The sequence below is a fragment of the Nocardia sichangensis genome, from assembly GCF_047200615.1.
Lineage (GTDB): Bacteria > Actinomycetota > Actinomycetes > Mycobacteriales > Mycobacteriaceae > Nocardia > Nocardia sichangensis.
In genome coordinates, this window is sequence record NZ_JBJZOK010000017.1 from 1 (window position 1) to 23,879 (window position 23,879).

The following is a 23,879-nucleotide window of genomic DNA, read 5'->3' on the forward strand; positions in this document are numbered from 1 at the left end:
GAAGGTCCGGGGGTTTCGTCGTTGCAGACCCGATAACCCTGCTTGCGTGGGGGAGCCTGAGCTGCGGCTACTCCAGCGGTCCCGGTGCCGTGCGCTGTGATCGCCGGTGTGATCCACGTCGAGGTGCATCTCCGCGCCCCGACCGAAGTTGACGCTGTGGGGGGCGGTGGCCCCTCCCCGCACGCCGACCGGTGAGCGTCGGAGGACGCGAACTGCGTGCGGGATGCTCAAAGCGCTGCTCAGTGCATGCGTGGCGAGGCCGGATACAGACGCGCGGTATCCGGCACCATCCGTCCGGCGTCGATCAAGGTTTGCCGTGCGGCTGCCTTCCGGGGGCAGCCATCGGCGCGGCATCCGCGATGGCGCTGCATCGTTGCGTGCGCTTCGGGCACGCTCAGCGGGTGCTCTGGTGCCTCATGCGGCCAGCCTGTCGGCCATAGGCCCATGTCGGCGGATTCGGCGGCCTGGGCGGCGCGGATACGGTCATGTCGCCGTTCGGCTCGCCACTCGGCCTGTACGCGATCGATGATCGCCTGCGGCGATGTCTCGTCCGGTTCGGCTTCCCTCCACCAGTTGAACCCCACCACTTCACCCCTGTCTGTCGGCTTTTGCTGGTGAGCACCCGACGCCGGGGAGTCGATGTAGGCACCGCATCAACCCGGCGGCGGGGCTGGTTATCAGCGTGGCGTCACCCTTGACGTTGTTGCAGTCACACGGTGCATACGGAGCGCTTACGCTTCCTATACGCGAACAACAGACACGGAGGGGCGTACGCGATGTTCGTGGTGACCCGTTGGACCGGCTTGGAAGTCCGAGCGTTGCGCCGGGTAGCTCTGCGAGTCAGTCAGTCTCGGTTCGCCGAGATGACTGGTTTCTCCGAAGCGGTTGTAAGCAAGTGGGAAAGACGTGGCGAGACGATCACTCTGTCTGGTGACTTCGCCGCTGCCATGGACATCATGCTGAAGCGACTGGACGATGACCAGTCGGCACGGTTCCAGGCCGAACTGGCTGTTTCGGTCCGGCCGATTGCACCCAGCGAAGGTCCGGAAGATCGTCCTATCATCGCGGCCGAAGGCAGTAGCGATCTTCGCATACCTGACGCGGAAGCTGAGGACGACGTGAACCGCAATGAATTCCTACGCGGATTGTTGGCTCTCCCCGCCGCTACCCTTGCGAACGATCTCATTACGGTGGCCAGCGCTCCTATGGAGCCATCCGCCCCGGCCAAGGTGGGGATGGATCACGTCGACCAGGTTCGGGCGTGGGCGGGACTGTTCCGTGCAGCGGACGATGCGGGACTGCGGGTGGGTGACGCCATGACCACCCAACTACGGACAGCAGTCTTATTCCTCCGCGCCGACATGCCATCACACGTTCGCACCGCGATGCAATCGGCGGTCGGAACGTTCTTCAGGGTCGTCGGATGGGCCTATTTCGATCGCGGGCAGCACGATCCGGCCAGAGCTCACTTTCATATGGGTTGGCAATGCGCGGAACAGGCTGGTGAATGGTGGCTACGCGCCGCAATCCTGACCTGCATGGCGCGTCAGGCAATATTCCTCGGCAATGCCGATGATGCACTCACCATGCTCGGCCTTGCCTCGGTGCGGTCCGATCGTATTTCGCTGCTGCGCCGCGCAGATATTGCCGCAGTGCAGGCCCGCGCCTTCGGCAAGCTAGGCAACGATATCGAATGCATTCGAGCTGTACGCCAAGCCGAGCAGCTCTTTGCGGAGGCCGCCGGGCAAGAACACCCCGATACGGAGTACGAAGGCTTCAAAGGCTATTACAACGAGCAACTGATGAATAGTGACGCCACACATGGATTATTCGAGCTCGCATATCAGCGAAACATCCGAACAGTCAACACGGTTGAACGTCTCCACGCCGCGTTGAAGCTGTCGGACGACCACGCTCGCTCGCGGCAATTGAACACCGCGCGCCTTGCTGCGCTGCAGCTCCGACACGGAGACTTGGACGAGGGGGTCGCCCTGGGAACCAGAGCCGTCCAAGGCGCTTTGGGCACAACGTCGGCGCGAGTGCTGAACGAGCTGGCAAAGATCTATCAGGTGACGGGCGAAGACCGCATCAGGAATGCATCAGGCGTGCCCGAATTACGGCGGGGCATTTTAGATATTCTAACAAAGGAGTCATAGTGATCATCGCCTTCTCGGTAACACCGGTTGGAGTAGGCGAAAGCGTCGGTGCCGCAGTGGCCGAAGCGGTGCGCGTTATACGCGCCAGCGGATTGCCAAATGAGACGAACGCCCTGTTCACAACCATCGAAGGTGAATGGGATGAGGTAATGGCGGTGATCAAGCAAGCGGTAGATGCCGTAATGGAAGTCGCGCCACGATGCAGCATCGTTCTCAAGGGCGATGTCCGACCTGGATCGACAAACGCGATCACATCGAAAGTCGAATCGGTGGAGCGTCATTTGAGGCAACCTCGTTAACCGCGCCTCCGTGGGCTACGGTCCCCGGTTTCGATCTTCGACACCACCGACTCATGCCAACCGCGAGAGAGGAAAGCTGACGGCCGGACAGCCCGGCGTCACGACGAAGCCCCCGGAGAGTTGCCCCAAGGGCTTGTCGCGCCTTGTGAACGGAGTTGGTCACCGCTGAACATACTCCGCATAAGGGATAGCCAGCTTCCAGAGCCGCCCCCGTACCTCTTGGCAGTACGCCACGATTCCGGGGTCTGTGGTCACTGCCAGACCGGCTGGCGCCCCGGCCGGATCGGTGAGGTTGTAAACAACCCTCTCGCCGTCCATCAACCACCAGTCGTCTAGTGGCACCGTTCCCGCGATATTTCTCGGCACATAACGGATGTCGTCCCCAGCTTCCACGTTGTACCCGGTGACCGACAACAACCATCGCTGATAGTCCGACAGTGGTTCTGTGACCACCCGAACACGGGTCACCGATACGCCCCGGCTAGTGGTTTCCAGCATGAGGTCTTGCCACGGCGTCCGGGTGTACGGGGCTGGTTCGCCAGCGAGGAAGGCACGTATCCGGGTGTCCTCGTCGGCTACGTGATATTCGTCCCGCACTTCGAGATGGAACGCGTCCCATTTCAGCTCACGGAACAGATTCGGCCACAGGTCCGGTTCATCGTTGGGCCGCAGCAGCATTGCCGTAGAACGTCCTTCCTAGCTTCGGGACCTCGATAGCAGTTTTGTCCTCTGCCAAGGTCAACATGCCCAACACATCCGGCTCGGTGATCGGCCGACCGGGATATGGTCAAGGTACCCCGGCCGGTGTCGGTCATAGTGGAGCTGATGAACGTATCCGGCTCGGCGAACCCGGTCAGAAGGTGCGGAATCTCCACCGTCCCAGTGGGGGTGATTCCCCCCTGGACTATGTAACTGCCCTGGTCGGTGGCATACAGGCTTGAGCATCCTCCAGAGTCCGATCTGGGGGCACCGGTACACTCGCAGATCCTTCGCGGGGACGCGAGTGCGCCCTTCACGGTAACCGTGAAGGGCGCACTCGCTTTCGGCGTCGTCGCGTGGCCGGGTCACAGCCCCAGCGGCCCGGTTACACGGCGAGCCTCGCCTCCGCCGGACCTGGGGCGGGCGTCGCGCCGTCCGTCCGTCGGGCGGCGGGTCTCAGGAGGCAGGGATGTACCGCTCCCGCAGCTTGCGCTTGTACAGCTTGCCGTTCGGATCGCGCGGCAGTTCGGGCAGATAGTCGATCGACTTGGGCATCTTGTACTTCGCCAATTGGGTGGCGGCGAAGGCGAGCAGTTCCTCGGTGAGCGCGTCGTCGCCCTCGGTTCCGTCGGCCGGCTGTACGACCGCCTTCACCTCCTGCCCCCAATCCGGGTGCGGGATGCCGAAGACCGCGACGTCGGCGACCTTCGGGTGGGTGATCAGGACGTTCTCGACCTCCGCCGGGTAGATGTTCACCCCGCCGGACAGGATCAGATCCGAGCGCCGGTCGTGCAGGTAGAGGTAACCGTCCTCGTCGAGGTGGCCGATGTCGCCGACGGTGAACAGGTCGCCGACGCGCGAGTCCTCGGTCTTGGCCTTGTCGTGGTGGTACTCGAAACTCGAAGCGCCCATGCGCATGTAGACCAGGCCGGGTTCGCCGACCGGCACCTCGGAGCCATCCTCTTCGCTCAGCACCTTGATCACCGACCACGGCCATGCCTTGCCGACCGAGCCCGGCTTGCGCAGCCAGTCGGTGCCGTTGATCACCGTGCCGCCGCCCTCGGTGGCCGCGTAGTACTCGGTGACCGTCGGGCCCCACCATTCGAGCATCTGCCGCTTGGTCTCCTGCGGGCAGGGCGCGGCGCCGTGCACCATGCTGCGCAGGGAGGACACGTCGTACTTGGCGCGCACCTCCTCCGGCAAGGCCAGCAGCCGGTGGAACTGGGTGGGCACCATGTGGCTGTGCGTCACCCGGTGCTTGTCGATCAGCCGCAGCATCTCCTCGGCGTCCCAGCGATCCATCAGAACCAGCTTGTGGCCCAGATTGATCGAGATGGTGGCGAAGTTCAGCACCGCCGTGTGATACAGCGGCGAGCCGCAGATGTGCACGTGGTCGTCGTAGGGCGTGAGTTCGAACAGGCCGAAGAACGCGGTGGTGTGCGCCGGGACCACATCGGGGTCCGCGCCGGTGAGCGGCCGCCGGACGCCCTTGGGTCGTCCCGTGGTTCCCGAGGTGTAGAGCATCGGCGCGCCGGTGCTGCGGTCGGACGGACGGCCGGTGTCGGCGGCGCCGAGCCAGGCCACCGACTTGAAGCCCTCGATCTCGCCCACCGCGAAGCGCGCCGTCGCGGGCAACCCCGCCTCGTCGGCGGCGGCCTTGGCCGCGGCGGCGAAACGATCGCTGGCGATGAACGCCTTCGCCTCGCTGTCGGCCAGGATGTAGGCGACCTCCGGACCGGTGAGATGCCAGTTCACCGCGACGATGTACAACCCCGACTGGTAGGCCGCGAAGTACGCCGCGATCGCCTCCACGCAGTTGTGCACCATGCTCACCAGCACGTCACCGGTTTTCAGGCCGAGCCCGCGCAGGCCGGTGGCGTAACGATTGGCGAGCGTGGCCAATTCGCGATACGTCACCTCCCGGCCCCAGGGATCGACCATCGCGATCCGATCGGGTTCGGCTTCGGCGATGTTCCACAGACCGAGAATTTTCACTGGCTCCGGTGCGGGGGGATTGTGCGGAGCCGACGGGGCGGGTGAGGCAGTCACCCCATTGAATCTAGAACGTGTTCTACTGTTCGACAAGGGGTGCGAGCCGATGCAATTGCGCGACATCGGGAACCGACACCAGCATCATCGTGACGCCCGCGGCCTCCCAGACCCGCAGCTGTTTGCGGACATGCTCCTCGTCTCCGATGATCGCGGTGTCCAGAATCAGCTCGTCCGGCACCGCCGCCGCGGCCTCCGCCTTCTTGCCCGACTGGAACAACTTGCCGATCTCGTCGACCTCGCGGTCGTACCCCATGCGCCGGTACACCTGGGCGTGGAAGTTCAACTCCGGCGCGCCCATGCCGCCGATGTAGAGCGCCATGATCCAGCGCATCCGCTCCAGCTCGCCCGCCGGGTCGTCGGTGATCACCACCTGACAACTCGCGGCGATCTCGAAGTCCTCCCTACTGCGCCGCGCACCCGCCCGCGCGAAGCCCTCGTCGAGCCACTCGTCGTACATACCGGCCAGCCGGGGCGCGTAGTAGATGGCCAGCCAGCCATCGGCGATCTCGGCGGTGAGCGCCACGTTCTTCGGCCCCTCCGCGCCCAGCCAGATCGGCAAATCCGCACGTAGCGGATGGACGATCGGCTTCAGCGGCTTGCCGAGCCCGATCGAACCCGGCCCGGTGTAGGGCAGCGGGTAGTGCGGGCCGTCGCTGGTGACCGGCGCCTGCCTGGCCAGCACCTGGCGCACGATCCCGACGTACTCACGGGTGCGCTGCAACGGCTTGGCGAACGGCTGGCCATACCAGCCCTCCACCACCTGCGGACCCGAGACGCCCAAGCCGAGAATGGCGCGGCCACCGCTGAGATGGTCGAGGGTGAGCGCGTGCATGGCGGTCGCCGCAGGCGTGCGCGCCGACATCTGCACCACCGACGTACCCAGGCGCACCCGCCGTGTGGCCGAACCCCACCAGGTGAGCGGACCGAAGGCATCCGACCCCCATGACTCGGCGGCGAAGACGGCGTCGAACCCGGCTTCCTCGGCCGCCACCACCAGCTCCCCCGCGTTCGCGGGCGGCTGGGCCATCCAGTACCCGAGTTGCAATCCGAACTTCACGCCGGACCCCTTTCCGATCAACTGCTTGCCACCAGAGTTAGAACCTGTTCTACTCGATATCGTGACTCAGGGGAATACTGCATCCACGGCAATCGCTGGTGGTAGCGGCACGGCATTGAACACGGGCGCCGTGCCCGAGGTACTCAGCGCGCCCCTGCGGGTGCGTTTCGATTACACCCGCTCCGTCGGCACCACCATCGGAACCTTTCTGACCCGATTGCGCGACCACAAGATCGTCGGCGCGCGCGGGTCGGACGGCCGGGTGATCGTGCCGCCGCCGGAATACGATCCGATCACCGCCGAACCGCTGACCGAGTTCGTCGACGTCGCCGACACCGGCACCGTCGAATCCTGGACCTGGGTGCGCGAGCCGCTGCCGGGCCAGCCGTTCGACCGCCCGTTCGCCTGGGCGCTGATCCGGCTGGACGGCGCGGACACGACGCTGCTGCACGCCGTCGACGTCGCCGCACCCGAGGACATCCGCAAAGGCTTACGGGTGACCGCCCGCTGGGCCGAGCAGACCGAGGGCAGCATTCGCGACATCCTCTGCTTCGAGCCGGGCGAGCAGGCTTCGGCACCGGTGGAGTCCGCCTCGGCCGATCCGGTCACCATGATCACGACGCCGGTCGACCTGTCCTACAAGCACACCGCCTCGCCGCAGGAGACCGTGTACCTGCGCGGACTCGCCGAAGGCAAGCTGATCGGCGCGCGCACCGACGCCGCTGGCAAGGTGTACTTCCCGCCGCGCGGCGCGAATCCGACCGACGGCAGGCCGACCGACGAGTTCATCGAACTGTCCGATCACGGCACCGTGACCACCTTCTGCATCGTCAATGTGCCGTTCATGGGCCAGCGGATCAAGCCGCCCTACGTCGCGGCCTACGTGCTGCTGGACGGCGCGGACATCCCGGTGCTGCACCTGGTGCTCGGCTGCGACGCGAGCGAGGTGCGGATGGGCATGCGGGTGCAGGCGGTGTGGAAGCCGCGCGAGGAGTGGGGCTACGGGCTGGAGAACGTGGACCACTTCCGTCCCTCCGGCGAGCCGGACGCCGACTACGAGACCTATAAGCACCACCTCTGAGAGAGGCGCACGTTGACTGACAACGCCACCGACATCGCGGTCGTGGGCTTCGCCCACGCGCCGCACGTGCCGGAGACCTTCGGCACCACCAACGGTGTCGAGATGCTGGTGCCCTGCTTCCAGCAGCTCTACGACCGACTCGGCATCACCAAGTCCGATATCGACTTCTGGTGCTCCGGCTCGTCCGATTACCTTGCCGGACGCGCCTTCTCGTTCATCTCGGCGATCGACGCCATCGGCGCGGTGCCGCCGATCAACGAATCGCACGTGGAGATGGACGCCGCATGGGCGCTGTACGAGGCGTGGGTGAAACTGCGCTCCGGGCAGGCGACGACGGCACTGGTGTACGGCTTCGGCAAGTCCTCCGCGGGCACGCAGCGCCAGGTGCTCACCATGCAGCTGGACCCCTACCTGGTCGCGCCGCTGTGGCCGGACGCCTGGTCCATCGCCGGCCTGCAGGCGCGCGCCGGTCTGGACGCGGGCCGCTGGACCGAGCGGGACATGGCGGCCGTCGTGGCAGGCGACGGTGACGCCGACAGCCTGCTCGACCAGCCCTACGTCGCGGATCCGCTGCGCGCGCACGACATCGCGCCGATCACCGACGGTGCGGCCGCCATCGTGCTCGCCGTGGGCGACCGCGCCCGCGAACTGTGCGAACGCCCCGCGTGGATCACCGGCATGGCGCATCGGATCGATACTCCCGTGCTCGGTGCGCGTGACCTCACCGTCTCGCCTTCGACAGCCGCCGCGGCCCAGGCGGTCACCGGCGGCGACGTCAGCGGCTTCGACATCGCCGAGCTGCACGCGCCGTTCAGCCATCAGCAGCTGATCCTCGCCGAGGCGATCGGGCTGAAGAACGGCACAAAGGTGAATCCGTCCGGCGGCGCGCTCGCGGCCAACCCGATGTTCGCCGCGGGCCTGGAGCGCATCGGCTTCGCGGCCGAGGCGATCATCGCGGGCTCGGCGAATCGCGCCCTGGCCCACGCCACCAGCGGCCCCGCGCTCCAGCAGAACCTTGTGACCGTCTTGGGATCGGAGAACCGATGAGCTTGCCAGCTGCGGTGCTCGGCACCGGACAGACCCATCACGTGACGAAACGGACCGACGTCTCCATGTCGGGGATGTGCCGCGAGGCCATCGATCGCGCCCTCGCCGACGCCGGTCTCACCATCGCCGATATCGACGCGGTCGTGGTCGGCAAGGCGCCCGACGGGTTCGAGGGTGTCATGATGCCCGAGCTGTTCATGGCGGACGCGCTCGGCGCCACCGGCAAGCCGCTGCTGCGGGTGCACACCGCCGGTTCCGTCGGCGGCTCCACCGGCATCGTCGCGACCAATCTGGTGCAGGCGGGTGTGCACAAGCGCGTGCTCGCGGTGGCGTGGGAGAAGCAGTCGGAGTCGAACGCCATGTGGGCGTTGTCGATTCCGGTGCCGTTCACCATGCCGGTCGGTGCCGGCGCGGGCGGATATTTCGCGCCGCACGTACGTTCCTACATCCGGCGCTCCAACGCCCCGGGCCACATCGGCGCCATGGTGGCGGTGAAGGATCGCCGCAACGGCGCCAAGAACCCGCTGGCCCACCTGAAGCAGCCCGACATCACGCTGGAATCGGTGCTCGCTTCGCAGATGCTGTGGGACCCGATCCGCTTCGACGAGACCTGCCCCTCTTCCGACGGCGCGTGCGCGATCGTGCTGGGCGACGCGGACGCCGCCGAGGCGGTCGAGGCCACCGGCCGCAAGGTCGCCTGGGTGCACGGCACCGCGATGCGTACCGAACCGACCACATTCTCCGGGCGCGACCAGGTCAACCCGCAGGCGGGCCGCGACGCGGCGGCGGCGCTGTGGCAGGCGGCCGGCATCACCAACCCGCTCGAGGAGATCGACGTAGCCGAGATCTACGTCCCGTTCTCCTGGTTCGAACCGATGTGGCTGGAGAACCTCGGCTTCGTGCCGCAAGGCGACGGGTGGAAGCTCACCGACAAGGGCGAGACCGAGATCGGCGGCACCCTGCCGGTCAATCCGTCCGGCGGCGTGCTGTCGTCCAACCCGATCGGCGCCTCCGGGCTCATCCGGTTCGCCGAGGCCGCCAAGCAGGTCATGCAGCGGGCCGGGGACTATCAGGTCGAGGGCGCGCGCAAGGCGCTGGGCCACGCGTACGGCGGCGGTTCGCAGTACTTCTCGATGTGGGTGGTCGGATCGGAGCGGCGGTGACTGCGCTGAAGTTCACCGTCGGCATCGCGCTGAGTCCGCTGGACCAGCTGCCGGAGCTCGCGAGAACCGCCGAAGAGTGCGGTTTCTCGTCCATCGCCCTGCCGGATTCGTTGTTCTACATGAAGTCGGCGGCGGCGAAGTACCCCTACACCGCCGACGGCAGCCGGTTCTGGGGGCCGGACACCCCATGGGTCGACCCGCTGATCGGCGCGACCGCCATGGCGGCCGTCACCAGCCGCATCCGCTTCTACACGAACGTGCTGAAGCTGGGTTCGCGCAATCCGCTGCTGCTGGCCCGGCAGGTCGGCTCGGTGGCCAACCTGTCGGGCAACCGCTTCGGTTTCGGCGTCGGAATCGGCTGGGCGCCGGAGGAGTTCGAGTGGTGCGGCGTGCCCTTCGCACGCCGCGGCGCGCGGGTGGACGAGATGATCGAGGTGATCAAGCTGGTGCTCGCCGGTGGCATGGTCGAGTACCACGGCCAGTTCTTCGACTTCGATCCGCTGCAGATCAGCCCGGCCCCGAGCGAGCCGGTGCCGTTCTATATCGGCGGGCACACCGACGCGGCATTGCGCCGCGCCGCGCGGGTCGGCGACGGCTGGACCTCGGCCATGATGACCTACGACGAACTCCGCAGCACCATCGGCAAGCTCGGCACGCTGCGCGCCGAGTACGGCCGGGCCGACGAGCCGTTCGAGATCCAGGCGGTGTGCGTCGATCGCTTCGGCCGGTCGGGCTATCAGGACCTCGCGGACGCGGGCGTCACCGACGCGATCGTGGTGCCCTGGCTGGCCGACGGCATCGGATTCGACGGTGAGCTCGCCGCCAAACAGGACTCGCTGCGCGAGTTCGCGCGACAGTACATAGCCGAACCCGTGCTCACCGCGCGGTGAGACCCATCAACCGGTCGAAGGAGGCCGTATGACCACCGCCGAGCATCCGGCCCGGGCCGCGGGCCTTGCGTCACAGGCCGCCGTGCGAGCACGGGACAAGCGGGCCTGGGTCGCGCTGTTCGCCGAGGACGGCATCGTGGAGGACCCCATCGGCCCGTCGGGCTTCGACCCGGAGGGCAAGGGCCACCGCGGCACGGAGGCCATCGCCGCGTTCTGGGACAAGGCGATCGCGAAGACCGATCTGATCGAGTTCCTGTTCGGCGACTCGTTCGCCTGCGGCAACGAGGTCGCCTTCACCGGCACGATCCGCAGCACCCTCGGCGGGCACCGGATCGACGCCGACGGCGTGTTCACCTACCGGGTGAACGAGGACGGCAAGATCGCCGCGCTGCGGGCGTTCTGGGAGGTCGATCGCGCCATGAAGACCGCGCGTCCGGTCGACTGACTCGGTACCGGACGAAAAGGCCCTCGCACCGAAGTGCGAGGGCCTTTTCCATGTCTCAGTGCGCGACCGGGCAAGTCTTGTAGTCGACCGGGAACTCCTTGATCCCGTTGAGCCAGCCCGAACGCAGCCGCTTGGCGTCGGCGACCTTGGTGATGTCGGGCAGGTGGTCGGCGATGGCGTTGAAGATCAGGTCGATCTCCAGCCGGGCCAGGTTCGCCCCGATGCAGAAGTGCGCCCCGGTGCCGCCGAAGGCCAGGTGCGGGTTGTCCGCGCGCATGATGTCGAACTTCTCCGGCTGGTCGAAGACCTCTTCGTCGAAGTTGGCCGCGCGGTACAGCATGACCACCCGCTGGCCCTTCTTGATCTGCACGCCGCCGAGTTCCGTGTCCTCCAGCGCGGTCCGCTGGAACGAGGTGACCGGAGTGGCCCACCGGATGATCTCGTCGGCGGCCGTGGCGGGACGTTCCTTCTTGAACAGCTCCCACTGGTCCGGGTTCTCCAGGAACGCGATCATGCCGTGCGAGATGGCGTTGCGCGTGGTCTCGTTGCCCGCGACGGCGAGCATGATCACGAAGAAGCCGAACTCCTCTTCGGTGAGCTTGTCACCGTCGACATCGGCTTCGATCAGCGTCGTGACGATGTCGTCGGCCGGGCACTGCTTGCGCGCGGCCGCCATCTGGTAGGCGTAGCCCAGAATCTCGGCGGAAGCCGCGACCGGGTCGGCGGCGCTCTCCGGGTCGTCGTAGCCGGTCATGTCGTTGGACCAGGAGAAGACCTTCATCCGGTCTTCCTGCGGGACGCCGATCAGCTCGGCGATGGCCTGTAGCGGCAGTTCGCACGCGATCTGGGTGACGAAGTCGCCGGAACCCGACTCGGCCGCCGCCTTCACGATGGACTCCGCACGGGCCGACAGCTCCGCGCGCAGGCCGTTGATGGCGCGCGGGGTGAAGCCGCGCGAGATGATCTTGCGCAGCTTGGTGTGCTCCGGCGCGTCCATGTTCAGCAGGACGATCCGCTGCAGCTCGATCTGCTCCCGGGCGATGTCGTCGTTGAACCGCGGGATGGCGGTGTTCTCGTAACTGGAGAACACGTCGCTGCGCCGCGAGACCTCTTTGACGTCGGCGTGCTTGCTCACCACCCAGAAGCCGTCGTCGTGAAAGCCGCTGACGTCCGGGGACTGCGGGTTCCACCAGATCGGCGCCGTCCGGCGCAGTTCGGCGAACTCCTCGACCGGAACACGCTCGGCGTAGATGTCCGGGTCCGTGACGTCGAACCCGTCCGGAAGATTCGGCCGGGCATTCCGAGTGTCTACCACCAGATGTCTCCTTCGACAAACTGAAACACGTTCTATAATCATTGAAGCACAGGCGGGAGAACGAGGAAAGAAACCGGACAGATCCGCCCCTGACAAGTGCTATGAACGCGTTTCAGTTTTCTGTCCCATAAAGAGAGGTTGGACATGGGCACACCCGTGATCGTCGAGGCCGCACGGACCCCGATCGGCAAGCGCGGCGGCTGGCTGTCGGGCCTGCACGCGGCCGAACTGCTCGGCGCGGCCCAGCGCGGGCTGCTCGAGCGCGCACACCTGGAACCCGCGCAGGTCGAACAGGTCATCGGCGGCTGCGTCACCCAGGCGGGCGAGCAGTCCAACAACGTCACCCGGGTCGCGTGGCTGCACGCGGGCCTGCCGTGGCAGGTCGGCGCCACCACGATCGACACCCAGTGCGGCTCCGCTCAGCAGGCCAATCATCTGATCGCGGGCCTGATCGCGGCCGGCGCCATCGACATCGGTATGGCCTGTGGCGTGGAGGCGATGAGCCGGGTTCCGCTGGGCGCCAATGTCGGCGAGAACGCGGGGCCGCGCAGGCCCGCGTCGTGGAACATCGACCTGCCCAACCAGTTCGAGGCGGCCGAGCGAATCGCCAAGCGGCGCGGGATCACCCGCGCGGACGTGGACGCGTTCGGCGCACGCTCGCAGCGCCTGGCCGCTCAGGCGTGGGCAGAGGGCCGGTTCGATCGCGAGGTGCTGACCGTCACCGCCCCCGCAGCCGACAAAGAGGGCAACCTCACCGGCGAAAAGCTGGATGTGTCACGGGATCAGGGCCTGCGCGAGACCACTGTCGAAGGCCTGGCGAAGCTGAAGCCGGTCCTGGAGGGCGGCGTGCACACCGCCGGATCCTCCTCACAGATCTCCGACGGCGCCGCCGCGGTGCTGCTGATGGACGAGAAGGCCGCGCAGCGAGCGGGTTTGCGTCCGCGGGCGCGGATCGTCACGCAGGCGGTGGTCGGCGCGGAGCCGGAGTTCCACCTCGACGGCCCCGTGCAGGCGTGCACCAGGCTGCTGGAGCGGTCCGGCATGAATATCGGCGACATCGACCTTTTCGAGATCAACGAAGCGTTCGCGTCGGTCGCACTTTCCTGGGCTTCTGTACACCAGCCGGACATGGATCGGGTTAATGTCAACGGCGGCGCCATCGCTCTCGGGCATCCCGTCGGCTCCACCGGATCCCGCCTGATCACAACGGCTTTGCACGAACTGGAGCGCTCCGACCGCAGCACCGCAATGGTTCTCATGTGCGCCGGTGGCGCACTCGCGACAGGAACGATCATCGAACGTTTGTGAGTTCAACCATTTCATGCGCGTTTGTTGAACGTTCATCCCCTGGGCGCGCAAACGTGTCGTACGCCACACAAACCCATGTACCGCCGAGTCCATGAGATGTCAGCTATCTTGCGGCTATCAAGACCCCTTGCGTAGAGACCGCAGCGACGGGCCAGAACCGGTTCGTACCGCGGCTTCTCGAGAGGCCTTGGCGTGACCCGCAAACGCGACCGTCCCAGTGCCTTCGCCGCCTTCCGACCTAGAAGCTTCAAGGAAATCCGGAATCAGGCGTAGGTTTTCAGTTACTGAGCCGCTAATATCAATGATACGTATCCGAGATAACGACTGTTAGTACAGCGAAGGGAATTGGGCGGCTCACAATGGCTGATTTCGCGGCGCGGCTGAACAAGCTGTTCGAAACCGTGCATCCCCCGGGGCGTAAGCCGCACACCAACGCGGAGGTCGCGGCGGCGCTGACGGCCTCCGGACATCCGATCTCGAAACCGTACCTGTCGCAGTTGCGGTCGGGACAGCGGACGAACCCGTCCGATGAGACGGTGGCCGCCCTGGCGAAGTTCTTCAAAGTCAAGCCGGACTACTTCTTCAACGACATCTATGCCGCCAAGATCGATCACGATCTGGAGCTGCTGTCCCAGCTGCAGGGCTATGGACTGCGACGGCTGTCGAGTAGAGCGTTCGACTTGTCCGAAGAATCACAGAACCTCCTCACATCCATGGCGGAGAAGTTGCGGGCAAGCGAGGGCTTGCCCGAAATTCCTCCGGATGGAACCGAATAGGTTCTTCTGCACGGCAGCACAGTGCGACCCATCGGGTCGCACTGTGCTGTGTTTTGCGCACGCGTAAGCGGGCGAAGCACGCAACCGGCGTGCGGTCGTGCCCAGAGAAATTGGGGCCGCGACCGCAGGCCGGTTAGTGCCGCCCTCCCTATGATGTGCTTACATATGCACTTTCGGCGTGGTTCGCCGACAGTCGTTCATGTCGAAGAGGATTCCCGGCCCAACCGGTCTGTCCGAATAGTCCGCGTTCGGCTATTGCGCCGGATTGATCGTATTTGCGCGAGGTCGATCAATTTCGAGCGCAGCCGGGCGCGGTGGTCCGATAGGCGCGCGAGACGTGCCTGCACGCTCCGCCCGGACTAAAGCCTTCGGGCAGAGCAATCCACCGCGCTCACCCGGTCGGTCCGGACCACCACCGAGGCGGTCGGTGCGCGTTCCGCCAGCACGAGGCCCTGATTCGCCGCCCGGCGGCATGTCGCCGATCTGCGATGAGCAGGCTCGCGACCTTCCAAGCGGGCCGAGCCAAGGCCGGACTGCCGGTGCGCGACCCGGGCCGCGCACCGGATCCGATCCACGGCCGGTACCGCGAGCACCACGATGCCCGCCGGGTAGAGCGCGATTGCACGGCCGACCCGCTGCCGAGCACACGCCCAGACCGGACGACCCGGCGGCCGCCGAACCCGCTGCGGCCGAATCCGTTCCAGCGGTCGACCGGGCAGGGGCCGCATCGACCTCCGACCGCCGCCCCGGCACGGCCAGCGGAAGCCAGGGATCGCCGTCGTAGGGCGGCGGCTCGGGATCCACCGCGCACGATGGGCGGGAAAGTGGCACGTGGGCGGAAACCCTGCCGCCGCGCAGAGCGGGGCCCGCGACGGCGCCGGACGCTGCCCGCACACGGAACGCGCGACCTACTCTCATGCGCCGAGCCTTCCCCTCATCAGTCGAAGCGCAGTTCTGTGCCCGGTCGCCACTCTCACACGGGACTTTCCGAACGGACGGGTGCGCCCATACTAGACCCCGGTCCGCGAACGCGCCCGTCGACGGGCCGAGGCCGCTCAGGCGCCGTATACCGGCTCCGGCGGAGTCGCTTTGGCGATCAGGTCGGCCACGACCGGTCCGAGCTCGGCCGGATCCCAGCGGGCGCCGCGGTCGGCGGGCTCACCGTGCCGCCAGCCGTCGGCCAGCGCCACCTTGCCGCCTTCCACCTCGAAGACCCGCCCCGTCACCGCCGCCGACTGCGCACTGCCCAGCCATACGACCAGCGGAGACACGTTCTCCGGCGCCATCGCGTCGAAGCCGCTTTCCGGCGCCGCCATCATGTCCGCGAACACCGTCTCGGTCATCCTGGTGCGCGCGGACGGGGCGATCGCGTTCACCGTCACGCCGTAGCGGGCGAATTCGGCGGCGGCGGTCAGCGTCAGGCCCGCGATACCGGCCTTGGCCGCCCCGTAATTGCTCTGTCCGACGCTGCCCTGCAGTCCGGCGCCGGAGCTGGTGTTGATGATCCGTCCGTCGACCGGACGACCCGCCTTGGCCTCCGCACGCCAGTATTCGATCGCGTGCCGCATGGTCGCGAAGTGGCCTTTCAGGTGCACGCGGACCACCGCGTCCCACTCGTCCTCGCTGAGATTGACCAACATCCGGTCGCGCACGAACCCGGCGTTGTTGACCAGCACGTCCAGCTTGCCGAAGGCGTCGACGGCCTGGCGGATGAGCCTGCGGGCGCCTTCCCAGTCGGCGACGTCGTCGCCGTTGGCCACCGCCCGGCCGCCCAGCGCCTCGATCTCGGCGACCACCTGCGCGGCGGGCGTTTCCGCGGTGGCCGCGCCGTCGAGGGTCGAACCGATGTCGTTGACCACCACGCTGGCGCCCGCCGCGGCGAAAGCGAGGGCGTGCGCGCGGCCGATGCCCCGGCCCGCGCCGGTGACGATGACGACGCGCCCGGCGCAGATCTGCTCGGTGTCCATATGTGTCCTTCTTCGTGTGCGGTCTTGTTCAGGACTGCTGGTCGGCATTGGAAGCGGCGAGGAAGGCGGGCCGTTCGCCGCCGCCGTGCACCAGCAGGGTCGCGCCGCTGACGTATGCGGCCAGCGGCGAGGCCAGGAAGACGGCGCAGCGGCCGACGTCGTCGGGTCGGGCCATGCGACCCAGAGGAATGGTCCGGCCCACCGCGTCGACGCCGTCCTGATCGCCGTAGTGCAGTCGGCTCAGCTCGGTGTCGACCGGCCCCACCACCAGCGAGTTCACCCGAACCCTCGGCGCCCACTCGACGGCGAGCGAGCCGGTGAGACTGTCCACGCCCGCTTTCGCCGCGCCGTAGGCGGCGGTGCCCGGCGAGGGACGGTGCCCGCTGACGCTGGAGATGTTCACGATCGAGCCGCCCTCGTCCTGCCGCTGCATCACCGCGTTGGCGGCCTGCGCCAACAGCAGCGGAGCGAGCAGGTTCAGCTCGACGATCTTGGTGTGGAACTTCTTGCTCGCCTCGGCGGCGAGTGCGAACGGAGCGCCGCCCGCGTTGTTCACCAGATGGTCGAGGCGGCCGTGGCGCTCGGTGATCGTGTCGATCAGGGCGCGCACCGCGCCCTCGTCCCGCACATCGCACGGCACGTAGTCGATCGAGCGGCCGTCGACTTCGACGGGCGCGTCCGCCGGTCGCCGTGCACAGGCCACGACGGTGGCGCCGGCGGCAAGGAACGCCTTGCTCACGCCCGCGCCCACACCGCGCACACCGCCCGTCACCAGAACGACGCGGCCGGACAGATCGATTTCGAGTGGCACCGTGCTAACCTACCAAGCAACTGCTTGCTTTGCCAATGCGTTCACACAGGATGGGACTTGCCATGGGGATCAACCGCCACTCCGAATCGACCGGAATCAGCGTGGTCACGGTCGACTATCCGCCGGTCAACGCCATCCCCACGGACGGTTGGTTCGCCATCGCCGACGAAGTGCGCGCGGCGGGCCGCGACCCGGACACCAAGGTGGTGGTGCTGCGCGCGGAGAACCGCGGTTTCAACGCGGGTGTGGACATCAAGGAGATCCAGAGCAAGCCCGGCCATCAGGCGCTCATCGACGCCAATCACGGCTGCTTCGAGGCGTTCGCGGCGGTGTACGAGTGCCAGGTGCCGGTGATCGCGGTGGTGCAGGGCTTCTGCCTCGGCGGCGGCATCGGCCTGGTGGGCAACGCGGATGTCGTGATCGCCTCCGACGACGCGACCTTCGGGCTGCCCGAGGTCGATCGCGGCGCGCTCGGCGCGGCCACCCACTTGGCACGGCTGGTGCCGCAGCACCTGATGCGCGCGCTGTTCTACACCGCGAGCACCATCACCGCCCAGCAGCTGCACCACTACGGCTCGGTGTACCAGGTGGTGCCGCGCGCCGAACTCGACGCCGCCGCCTTGGAGCTGGCCAAGAACATCGCGGCCAAGGACGGCCGGGTGATCCGGGCGGCCAAGCGGGCGCTGAACGGCATCGACGTGCAGGACGTGCACCGCAGCTACCGGTACGAGCAGGGATTCACCTTCGAACTCAACCTCGCCGGCGTCGCCGACGAGATCCGCGCCCGGTTCGACGACGACCTCGCGGCGCGCAAGAGCGGGCAGTGAGAGAGGAATTACCCATGCGAGACAAGCGGATGTCGCTCGACGAGGTCGTCGGCGAGCTGCGCAGCGGGATGACCATCGGCATCGGTGGCTGGGGGTCACGGCGCAAGCCGATGGCGCTGGTGCGAGCCATTCTGCGTTCGGACCTCACGGACCTGACCGTGGTCGGTTACGGCGGGCCAGATCTCGGGCTGTTGTGTTCGGCGGGGAAGGTGCGCAAGGCGTACTACGGCTTCGTGTCGCTGGATTCGGCGCCGTTCTACGACCCGTGGTTCGCCAAGGCGCGCACCTCGGGTGCGCTGGCCGCCCGCGAGATGGACGAAGGCATGCTCAAGTGCGGGCTGGAGGCCGCGGCGGCGCGACTGCCGTTCCTGCCGATCCGCGCCGGGCTCGGCTCGGACGTCCCGAACTTCTGGGAGGGCGAGTTGAAGACGGTCGAATCGCCCTACCCCGTCGACGGCACGCCGGAGACCCTGATCGCCATGCCCGCCCTGAATCTCGACGCGGCGCTGGTACATCTGAATCTCGGCGACGCGCACGGCAACGCCGCCTACACCGGCGTCGACCCCTACTTCGACGATCTGTTCTGCCTGGCGGCGCAGCGCCGCTACGTCTCGGTCGAGCGCGTCGTAGAGACCGACGAACTGGTGAAAACCGTTCCGCTGCAATCGCTGCTGCTCAACCGCATGATGGTGGACGGCGTGGTGGAGGCCCCCGGCGGCGCGCACTTCACCCTGGCGGCCGACGACTACGGCCGGGACGAGAAGTTCCAAAAGCACTACGTCGAGTCCGCGAAGACGCCGGAGTCGTGGCAGCGGTTCGTCGACACCTATCTGGCCGGCTCCGAGGAGCAGTACCAGGCCGCCGTCCGCCGATTCGCCGAGGAGGCGTGATGACCAGCACCGAAACCGTCACCCGCGCCGAGATCTGTGCCATCGCCTGCGCGGAGATCTTCAGCGGCGCGGGCGAGATCATGGCCAGCCCCATGTCGCCCATGTCCATAATCGGCGCGCGGCTGGCCAAGCTCACCACCGAACCGGATCTGCTGCTGTCCGACGGCGAGGCGCTGCTGTTCGCCGAGACTCCCCCGCTGGGCGGCAAAGCTCCGATCGAAGGCTGGATCCCGTTCCGGAGAGTCTTCGACGTGGTGGCGTCCGGACGCAGGCACGTGGTGATGGGCGCCAATCAGATCGACCGGTTCGGCAACCAGAACCTTTCGGCGTTCGGCTCCTTGCAGCAGCCGACCCGGCAGATGTTCGGTGTGCGTGGCGCGCCGGGAAACACGATCAATCACGCCACCAGCTACTGGGTCGCGCGGCACACCAAGCGGGTGTTCACCGAGAAGGTCGACATCGTCTCCGGGGTGGGATACGACAAGGTCGACGCGGCCGACCCGGCATACCGCTTCCACCACCTGCACCGCGTGGTGACCAATCTGGGCGTCTTCGACTTCGAAGGCCCAGGCCACACCATGCGCGCACGCAGCCTGCACCCCGGCGTCACCGCCGACGAGGTCGCGGAGAACACCTCGTTCGAGATCGCCGGGCTCGCCGAAGCGGGCGAGACGCGGCAGCCGACGGCCGAGGAGCTGCGGTTGATCCGTGAGGTGCTCGACCCCAAGAAGATTCGCGAAACCGAGGTCCCGTCATGAGCCCGCGCTTGCGTACCCCGCTGACCGATCTGGTCGGCATCGAACATCCGATCGTGCAGACCGGCATGGGCTGGGTCGCGGGCCCGAGCCTGGTGTCGGCCACCGCCGAAGCGGGCGGACTCGGCATCCTCGCCTCCGCCACCATGACCTTCGCCGAGCTCGAGGCGGCCATCGCGAAGACCAAAGCGCACACCGCGAAACCGTTCGGCGTGAACATCCGCGCCGACGCCGCGGACGCGTCAGAGCGGATCGATCTGCTGATCCGGGAGAAGGTGGCGGTCGCGTCGTTCGCGCTCGCGCCGAAGCAGGACCTGATCGCGAAGCTGAAAGACGCCGGGGTGGTGGTCATTCCGTCGATCGGCGCGGCGAAGCACGCGGTCAAAGTCGCATCGTGGGGGGCGGACGCCGTGATCGTGCAGGGCGGCGAGGGCGGCGGACACACCGGCCCGGTGGCCACCACCCTGCTGCTGCCCTCGGTGCTGGACGCGGTGGACATTCCCGTGGTCGCCGCGGGCGGATTCTTCGACGGGCGTGGTCTGGCCGCCGCCCTGGCGTACGGCGCGGCGGGTGTCGCGATGGGCACGCGGTTCCTGCTCACCCAGGAGAGCACCGTCCCCGATGCGGTCAAGCAGGAGTACCTGCGGCGACAGCTCCAGGACACGGTGGTGTCACTCAAGGTCGACGGCATGCCGCACCGCGTGCTGAACACCGAACTGGTTCAGCGGCTGGAGCATTCGGGCCGTTGGCGCGGCCTCACCGCAGCGGTGGGCAACGCGGCCCGGTTCAAGAGCCTGACCGGCATGAAGTGGTCCACGATGGTCCGCGACGGCTTGGCCATGCGAAAGACCAAGGACCTCAGCTGGTCTCAGGTCGTCATGGCCGCGAACACGCCGATGCTCCTGCGCGCCGGATTGGTCGAGGGCAACACCCATGCGGGCGTGCTCGCGGCGGGACAGGTCACGGGGATCATCGACGACCTGCCCACGTGCAAGGAACTGATCGATCGGATCGTCACCGACGCGGTGGAGCGGATCGAGACGATCGCGGCGCTGGCCGGAGACAAGCAGTCGGCGGGAACAGGGTCGGACTGAGGGATGGCGGCCGCCGGTTCGCCCTGGTGCCGCCCTGCCCGTGTCCAACTCGAAAGGGACCGACATCGGGCGACCCCCGCATAGCCGGCCGGGCGAAGCGAGCCATGACCTCGAAGCCGACCTCGCGGGTGGCCGGTCGCCTACAGGCAGTGATAACGGCTGATTTGCCCATAATCTGGATGGTCCCGCAACGGCGTCTTACGCTGGACTGACAACGACATAACAGGGTTCGCCTGTCGATCGCCACATTGCGCCAGCCCGCCGTGCGACAGGCGAACCGTCGGACTCGATCACCATCCCTCGACTCGAGCGGAGGCCGCGATGCCCGCGACGAACGAGATCTCCGTGCGCAGTACCGCTTTCGACCATGGCGACCCGATTCCGGTGGTCTACACCTGCAAGGGCAGGAACGAGCCGCCGCCGCTGAACTGGACGATGCCCCCGGAAGCCGCCACCTCGGCGCTGATCGTCGACGACCCGGACGCCCCGAGCGGCCTGTTCACCCATTGGGTGGTCAGCAATATCCCGACGACCACCACGTCCAGCGCGGAGGGGCAGACACCCGCAGGCGGGGTGGTCAGCCTCAACAGCGCGAAGCGCGCCGAATACTTCGGACCGTGCCCACCCGCAGGCACCGGCGTCCACCGTTACCGATTCATCGTCTACGCGCTCTCGCGTCCCGTGAAGGTGGACGCGCGGACGTCGGCGAACGACGCGAGGTCCGCGATCGTCGACGCGAGCATCGGAGACGGCCAGCTCATCCGCACCTATACCGTCGACTAGCTAGATCACTCGCCAGGCGAGGGTGTGCCCCCGCCTGGCGCCTCGTCGAGTGGCACAAGACGGAGGGTCTACTCGCAATTCGCCTCAGCCATGTGCCACTCGACTGACGGGTGCCTACCTTGCGGCGATCTCCGCCTTTGATCGGCGCGAGAGGCCCACAGCGGAGGCTTGCATGCCGTGTGTGCGCTGGGCCGTGTCTATGTGTGCGCTGTGAACCGGAGCATCAGATCCGGGCACTCGGCTACGAGTTGTTCACCGCCGTGCCGTGAGCGAACTCGTGCGTCACCCACGGTGGGGCGCCGCGCTGTAGGCGGGCCGGGTGACGTTCACAGTCCGAAGGTTTCGCGTGCGCGGTTTTTCCATTCCTCGATTAGCCGGCGTGCTTGCCGGTCGAATTCTTCCCGGTCGGCCGCGGGCCAAGTATCGGGGTCGGTGTCGAGGCCACGTTCGGTGACGAACCGCATGAAGTGGGTGGAGGTGGCTTTGCCGCGGGCCTCGATGAACTCACGTTCTTCCGGGGTGGGAGTCACAGTTTCTTCATCCCGTGCCATGACGATCCTTTCATCAGTTCCTCGCCGAGTTTCAGCTTGTCACCGGTGAGCATGACCAGTTCCTGGGGTGAGGGGAATCCCACCGGCGGTCCGTCGAATCGTGTGCGCATGTCCTGAAGTAGCGCTGTGTCGGCGGGGCTCAGCGTGCCTATTTCCCCGTCGAGCAGTGAGTCGATCCTCGATCTCATGCTGTTGACGGACTTCGCCAGTTTCACCGGATCCGGGTTCCAGTCGTAGCCGGCCTTGGCCCAGGCGACCGCGCCGTCGAGTGAGTCGTCTTGCCGCAGTCTCGTGGCGGTCAACTCTATTCTGTCCACACCCGATCGACGGAAGTAGTCCTCTGTGGATGCGGCGAAGGCAGTGGAGAATCCCTTGCCCGTGAAGCCTTCGTTCAGTTCGGTGAGGTCATGGGTGACCACGAGCCTTCCGTCGTTGTCGCGCGTGAAGCTGTAGAGCAGCGAGCCGGCGTCTTCTCCGCCGGGACCGCATATCTTCGCGGTGAACCCCACGTTGTCGGGGTGAATGCTTCCGTCCTCGCGTTCCCAAGCCCGTTCGTACCAGGCGCCGAGATCCTCGAGGTGATAGGGACCGTACTTGCGCTGTAGTCCTCCCAGCTCCCGGGTCAGGTCGTAGTCGTCGAGATCGCCGCGCCGAGCGCCGTCGAAGAGGTCACCCAGCGGCCGCATATGCGACAGATCGGTGAGCGGTGTCCGCCCGGAGCGTGCGGCGACAGGAGCCGAACCGCCCGCGGCCTCGCTCGGTTCTCGGGTGCCCGCGATCCGGTCGTATCCGTCCTGGTCGCTTCTTCGGATGACGCGGTCGGATTCTCTGACGCCTTCGGCTTTGCCGTGTATCCAGGCATTGTGACCCTCGGCTTGGCGGCGCAGCATTCCGCGCAGATCGTCACGGACCCGCCTGAACAACTCCCTGACAGCATTGGCCCCGGACCCCTCATCGAATCAGCGCTCCACTGCCACCGATCGGATGCAAGGCAGCACCATCGAGCCAAAGCAGTACGAGCTCAACGATGTTCGCCACACCCGAACTGTACAGAGAAAGATGGTCACTAATAATTGAACAGTCGAACGTTACGAACATTTCGAATACGTAGAACTTCGAATTCGGCGTCATCGACCGCTCGGAAGCGCGAGCGTGTCAGGATTCCGCTCACCTGTGCCACTGTGCTCCGATTTCCGTCGCGCTTCGCCTCACCCCATCGGCGACTGTTGCGACCCCGTGAACCGCCCAGTAGCGTCGATCCCAGCTTGCGGGGGGCGGAGGAGCCGGTCCGGCCCCCGTCGATGCGTTACGGCACCGGCGGTGAGGAACCGATGACGAGCTGGGGGAAGCTGTTACGCGGTGCCGTGCTCGCGACCGGTGCGGTGGTGGTGCTGGCTGGGTGTGGTGACACCACCGGGAGCACACCGACCTCCACAACGGCGGCGGCCACGGCGACTACCACCGCCACGAAGTCTGCTGACCCGGACGCGGCACTCTGGAACCCATGCGACCTGCCGGAAGCTGCGATATCGGGGACCGGGCTGGATACCGCCAGCAAGAACAAGGACGCGGCTGGCGTGGACTTCACCGGATGGAAGGTATGCGGGTGGCGAGCCGTCTCTCGCTGGTACGACTTGACGATCTTCTCCGGTACGCCCACTCTTCAGGACGTTCAGAAGCGTCGTGATTTCGAGTCCTTCACACCGCATCCGGTCGGTGCCCACAACGCCGTTGAGTTCCTCGATGTGGGCGACGCCAAGCAACTCAAGTGCAGCATCGCCGTCGAAGCGGCACAGGGCACGGTCTTGTTTCGGGTCGTAACTCGCTACTCCGTTGGCAAACAGGGCGATCCATGCGCAGAGGTCCGTCGCCATGCCTCCGATCTAGCGCAGTACCTGCCGAAAAACTAAGGA

At 66.7% G+C, this 23,879-nt stretch carries 24 protein-coding genes; 15 read left to right on the top strand and 9 right to left on the bottom strand.

The genetic code is table 11. From position 1 onward, the window contains the following. Positions 1-239: 239 nt before the first annotated feature. A complete protein-coding gene (locus ACL03I_RS22880) occupies positions 240-584 on the bottom strand; it encodes a hypothetical protein (protein ID WP_412806919.1) in 345 nt (114 codons plus the stop codon). Positions 585-776: 192 nt separating this feature from the next. On the opposite strand from ACL03I_RS22880, the gene ACL03I_RS22885 reads away from it, so the two are divergent. Together ACL03I_RS22885 and ACL03I_RS22890 are read left to right on the top strand one after the other, a co-directional pair. Then, positions 777-2,156 carry a hypothetical protein gene (locus ACL03I_RS22885; RefSeq protein ID WP_412806920.1) on the top strand — a complete coding sequence of 460 codons (1,380 nt, stop codon included), beginning with the start codon at positions 777-779 and terminating at the stop codon, positions 2,154-2,156. Beyond that, the gene (locus ACL03I_RS22890) at positions 2,156-2,455 is read left to right on the top strand and encodes an MTH1187 family thiamine-binding protein (protein WP_355076870.1); all 300 of its coding nucleotides are present in this window, start codon (positions 2,156-2,158) and stop codon (positions 2,453-2,455) included. The genes ACL03I_RS22885 and ACL03I_RS22890 overlap by 1 nt, the downstream gene beginning before the upstream one ends. A gap of 159 nt (positions 2,456-2,614) precedes the next feature. Here the strand turns inward: ACL03I_RS22890 and ACL03I_RS22895 are convergent, their stop codons facing one another. The 3 genes from ACL03I_RS22895 to ACL03I_RS22905 all read right to left on the bottom strand — a co-directional run bounded on the left by ACL03I_RS22895 (position 2,615) and on the right by ACL03I_RS22905 (position 6,263). Beyond that, positions 2,615-3,133, bottom strand: coding sequence for a DUF6879 family protein (locus ACL03I_RS22895; protein ID WP_412806921.1), 519 nt, complete (start codon positions 3,131-3,133; stop codon positions 2,615-2,617). 477 nt (positions 3,134-3,610) lie between these two features. Next, positions 3,611-5,203: an acyl-CoA synthetase gene (locus ACL03I_RS22900; RefSeq protein ID WP_412806922.1), complete on the bottom strand. Its 1,593-nt coding sequence runs from the start codon at positions 5,201-5,203 to the stop codon at positions 3,611-3,613. A gap of 22 nt (positions 5,204-5,225) precedes the next feature. Next, positions 5,226-6,263 (bottom strand): LLM class F420-dependent oxidoreductase, encoded by a 1,038-nt coding sequence (locus ACL03I_RS22905; protein ID WP_355076864.1) that lies wholly within the window; start codon positions 6,261-6,263, stop codon positions 5,226-5,228. A gap of 130 nt (positions 6,264-6,393) precedes the next feature. Between ACL03I_RS22905 and ACL03I_RS22910 the strand changes: the two genes are divergently transcribed. The 5 genes from ACL03I_RS22910 to ACL03I_RS22930 are packed head-to-tail and all read left to right on the top strand — an operon-like array spanning position 6,394 to position 10,889. Beyond that, entirely contained in the window at positions 6,394-7,344 is a 951-nt protein-coding gene (locus ACL03I_RS22910; protein ID WP_397275157.1) for a Zn-ribbon domain-containing OB-fold protein, read from the top strand. Positions 7,345-7,356: 12 nt separating this feature from the next. Next, on the top strand, positions 7,357-8,391 hold the full coding sequence (locus tag ACL03I_RS22915) for a thiolase domain-containing protein (protein ID WP_412806923.1): 1,035 nt from the start codon (positions 7,357-7,359) through the stop codon (positions 8,389-8,391). Beyond that, positions 8,388-9,554, top strand: coding sequence for a thiolase domain-containing protein (locus ACL03I_RS22920; RefSeq protein ID WP_355076859.1), 1,167 nt, complete (start codon positions 8,388-8,390; stop codon positions 9,552-9,554). The genes ACL03I_RS22915 and ACL03I_RS22920 overlap by 4 nt, the downstream gene beginning before the upstream one ends. Before the next feature lie 5 nt (positions 9,555-9,559). Further along, a complete protein-coding gene (locus ACL03I_RS22925) occupies positions 9,560-10,444 on the top strand; it encodes a TIGR03619 family F420-dependent LLM class oxidoreductase (RefSeq protein WP_412806990.1) in 885 nt (294 codons plus the stop codon). A 28-nt stretch (positions 10,445-10,472) separates the two neighbouring features. Then, positions 10,473-10,889 (top strand): nuclear transport factor 2 family protein, encoded by a 417-nt coding sequence (locus tag ACL03I_RS22930; RefSeq protein WP_355076857.1) that lies wholly within the window; start codon positions 10,473-10,475, stop codon positions 10,887-10,889. 55 nt (positions 10,890-10,944) lie between these two features. Here ACL03I_RS22930 and ACL03I_RS22935 read toward each other — a convergent pair whose 3' ends face one another. Next, a complete protein-coding gene (locus tag ACL03I_RS22935; RefSeq protein ID WP_355076856.1) occupies positions 10,945-12,246 on the bottom strand; it encodes a cytochrome P450 in 1,302 nt (433 codons plus the stop codon). Between the two features lie 102 nt (positions 12,247-12,348). Here ACL03I_RS22935 and ACL03I_RS22940 point away from each other — a divergent pair, with 102 nt between their 5' ends. After that, positions 12,349-13,512, top strand: coding sequence for a steroid 3-ketoacyl-CoA thiolase (locus ACL03I_RS22940; RefSeq protein WP_412806924.1), 1,164 nt, complete (start codon positions 12,349-12,351; stop codon positions 13,510-13,512). A 359-nt stretch (positions 13,513-13,871) separates the two neighbouring features. Beyond that, positions 13,872-14,288: a helix-turn-helix domain-containing protein gene (locus ACL03I_RS22945; RefSeq protein ID WP_011207048.1), complete on the top strand. Its 417-nt coding sequence runs from the start codon at positions 13,872-13,874 to the stop codon at positions 14,286-14,288. 1,055 nt (positions 14,289-15,343) lie between these two features. On the opposite strand, the gene ACL03I_RS22950 is transcribed toward ACL03I_RS22945, so the two are convergent. Both ACL03I_RS22950 and ACL03I_RS22955 read right to left on the bottom strand, forming a co-directional pair. Then, positions 15,344-16,255, bottom strand: coding sequence for an SDR family oxidoreductase (locus tag ACL03I_RS22950; RefSeq protein WP_412806925.1), 912 nt, complete (start codon positions 16,253-16,255; stop codon positions 15,344-15,346). Between the two features lie 28 nt (positions 16,256-16,283). Continuing rightward, the gene (locus ACL03I_RS22955) at positions 16,284-17,066 is read right to left on the bottom strand and encodes an SDR family oxidoreductase (protein ID WP_355076852.1); all 783 of its coding nucleotides are present in this window, start codon (positions 17,064-17,066) and stop codon (positions 16,284-16,286) included. Positions 17,067-17,128: 62 nt separating this feature from the next. On the opposite strand from ACL03I_RS22955, the gene ACL03I_RS22960 reads away from it, so the two are divergent. From ACL03I_RS22960 to ACL03I_RS22980, 5 genes are all read left to right on the top strand, one after another. Further along, on the top strand, positions 17,129-17,893 hold the full coding sequence (locus ACL03I_RS22960; protein ID WP_039794869.1) for an enoyl-CoA hydratase family protein: 765 nt from the start codon (positions 17,129-17,131) through the stop codon (positions 17,891-17,893). Positions 17,894-17,907: 14 nt separating this feature from the next. Continuing rightward, positions 17,908-18,783, top strand: coding sequence for a CoA transferase subunit A (locus ACL03I_RS22965; protein ID WP_355076850.1), 876 nt, complete (start codon positions 17,908-17,910; stop codon positions 18,781-18,783). Further along, positions 18,783-19,541: a CoA-transferase subunit beta gene (locus tag ACL03I_RS22970; protein ID WP_355076848.1), complete on the top strand. Its 759-nt coding sequence runs from the start codon at positions 18,783-18,785 to the stop codon at positions 19,539-19,541. The genes ACL03I_RS22965 and ACL03I_RS22970 overlap by 1 nt, the downstream gene beginning before the upstream one ends. Then, complete coding sequence (locus ACL03I_RS22975) at positions 19,538-20,632, top strand: NAD(P)H-dependent flavin oxidoreductase (RefSeq protein ID WP_412806926.1); 1,095 nt, start codon at positions 19,538-19,540, stop codon at positions 20,630-20,632. Before ACL03I_RS22970 ends, ACL03I_RS22975 begins: the two co-directional genes overlap by 4 nt. 321 nt (positions 20,633-20,953) lie before the next feature. Next, complete coding sequence (locus ACL03I_RS22980; RefSeq protein ID WP_412806927.1) at positions 20,954-21,415, top strand: YbhB/YbcL family Raf kinase inhibitor-like protein; 462 nt, start codon at positions 20,954-20,956, stop codon at positions 21,413-21,415. A 326-nt stretch (positions 21,416-21,741) separates the two neighbouring features. Here the strand turns inward: ACL03I_RS22980 and ACL03I_RS22985 are convergent, their stop codons facing one another. Beyond that, positions 21,742-21,966, bottom strand: coding sequence for a hypothetical protein (locus ACL03I_RS22985; protein ID WP_157106555.1), 225 nt, complete (start codon positions 21,964-21,966; stop codon positions 21,742-21,744). Then, on the bottom strand, positions 21,942-22,889 hold the full coding sequence (locus ACL03I_RS22990) for a hypothetical protein (RefSeq protein ID WP_412806928.1): 948 nt from the start codon (positions 22,887-22,889) through the stop codon (positions 21,942-21,944). Before ACL03I_RS22990 ends, ACL03I_RS22985 begins: the two co-directional genes overlap by 25 nt. A gap of 378 nt (positions 22,890-23,267) precedes the next feature. Here ACL03I_RS22990 and ACL03I_RS22995 point away from each other — a divergent pair, with 378 nt between their 5' ends. Beyond that, positions 23,268-23,876, top strand: coding sequence for a DUF3558 domain-containing protein (locus ACL03I_RS22995; RefSeq protein ID WP_355076842.1), 609 nt, complete (start codon positions 23,268-23,270; stop codon positions 23,874-23,876). Positions 23,877-23,879 lie beyond the last annotated feature (3 nt).

Bases quoted from the DNA above. Each gene is read 5' to 3' on its own strand.
- ACL03I_RS22935 (WP_355076856.1), bottom strand. From the start codon at position 12,246: ATGATTATAGAACGTGTTTCAGTTTGTCGAAGGAGACATCTGGTGGTA.
- ACL03I_RS22885 (WP_412806920.1), top strand. From the start codon at position 777: ATGTTCGTGGTGACCCGTTGGACCGGCTTGGAAGTCCGAGCGTTGCGC.
- ACL03I_RS22970 (WP_355076848.1), top strand. From the start codon at position 18,783: ATGACCAGCACCGAAACCGTCACCCGCGCCGAGATCTGTGCCATCGCC.
- ACL03I_RS22965 (WP_355076850.1), top strand. From the start codon at position 17,908: ATGCGAGACAAGCGGATGTCGCTCGACGAGGTCGTCGGCGAGCTGCGC.
- ACL03I_RS22950 (WP_412806925.1), bottom strand. From the start codon at position 16,255: ATGGACACCGAGCAGATCTGCGCCGGGCGCGTCGTCATCGTCACCGGC.
- ACL03I_RS22995 (WP_355076842.1), top strand. From the start codon at position 23,268: ATGCGTTACGGCACCGGCGGTGAGGAACCGATGACGAGCTGGGGGAAG.
- ACL03I_RS22920 (WP_355076859.1), top strand. From the start codon at position 8,388: ATGAGCTTGCCAGCTGCGGTGCTCGGCACCGGACAGACCCATCACGTG.
- ACL03I_RS22940 (WP_412806924.1), top strand. From the start codon at position 12,349: ATGGGCACACCCGTGATCGTCGAGGCCGCACGGACCCCGATCGGCAAG.
- ACL03I_RS22930 (WP_355076857.1), top strand. From the start codon at position 10,473: ATGACCACCGCCGAGCATCCGGCCCGGGCCGCGGGCCTTGCGTCACAG.
- ACL03I_RS22895 (WP_412806921.1), bottom strand. From the start codon at position 3,133: ATGCTGCTGCGGCCCAACGATGAACCGGACCTGTGGCCGAATCTGTTC.
- ACL03I_RS22960 (WP_039794869.1), top strand. From the start codon at position 17,129: ATGGGGATCAACCGCCACTCCGAATCGACCGGAATCAGCGTGGTCACG.
- ACL03I_RS22945 (WP_011207048.1), top strand. From the start codon at position 13,872: ATGGCTGATTTCGCGGCGCGGCTGAACAAGCTGTTCGAAACCGTGCAT.
- ACL03I_RS22980 (WP_412806927.1), top strand. From the start codon at position 20,954: ATGCCCGCGACGAACGAGATCTCCGTGCGCAGTACCGCTTTCGACCAT.
- ACL03I_RS22985 (WP_157106555.1), bottom strand. From the start codon at position 21,966: ATGGCACGGGATGAAGAAACTGTGACTCCCACCCCGGAAGAACGTGAG.
- ACL03I_RS22975 (WP_412806926.1), top strand. From the start codon at position 19,538: ATGAGCCCGCGCTTGCGTACCCCGCTGACCGATCTGGTCGGCATCGAA.